Origin of the sequence: Micromonospora sp. ALFpr18c, assembly GCF_008868155.1 — a bacterium.
Lineage (GTDB): Bacteria > Actinomycetota > Actinomycetes > Mycobacteriales > Micromonosporaceae > Micromonospora.
In genome coordinates this window covers 1-543 of the sequence record NZ_WBKR01000476.1, presented here as the reverse complement: position 1 = coordinate 543, position 543 = coordinate 1, and the positions used below count along the sequence as shown (strand labels likewise).

The window sequence follows — 543 nt, the reverse complement described above, 5'->3', positions numbered from 1 at the left end:
TGACGGGATCGTCCTGGCCCGGAGCGACGTCGATGGGAAGACGAACGAGATCACCAGGTTCGTGCCCATGTTGGACACCCTCGACCTGGCCGGGGCGGTCATCACAGCGGACGCCTTGCATACCCAGCGCGAGCATGCCCGCTGGCTGGTCGAGAAGAAAGCCGGTTACGTCTTCGTCGTCAAAGGCAACCAGAAACATTTGTATCGGCAGGTCAAAGCACTGCCATGGGCGAAGATCCCGATCCTGGACCAGACCCACGACCGTGGACACGGCCGCCACGACATCCGCCGTTTGCAGACGGTCACCTGCCTCGGCCCCCTCGCCCTGGACTTCCCGCACGCCAGCCAGGCCCTCCGGATCCGGCGCCGCCGCTACAACCCGGCCACCGACCGCTGGTCCACCATCACCGTCTACGCGATCACCAACCTCACCGCCGAGCAGGCCGACCCCGCCGAACTAGCCGACTGGCTACGCGGTCACTGGTCCATCGAGGTCCTACACCACATCCGCGACACCACCTACCGCGAAGACGCCAGCCGCCT

The 543-nt window shown here is 65.7% G+C and carries 1 protein-coding gene; it reads left to right on the top strand.

The annotated features are described in order from the left end of the window. Positions 1-61: 61 nt before the first annotated feature. On the top strand, positions 62-543 hold a 482-nt coding region (locus tag F8271_RS31760), incomplete at its 3' end, for an ISAs1 family transposase (RefSeq protein ID WP_255473777.1).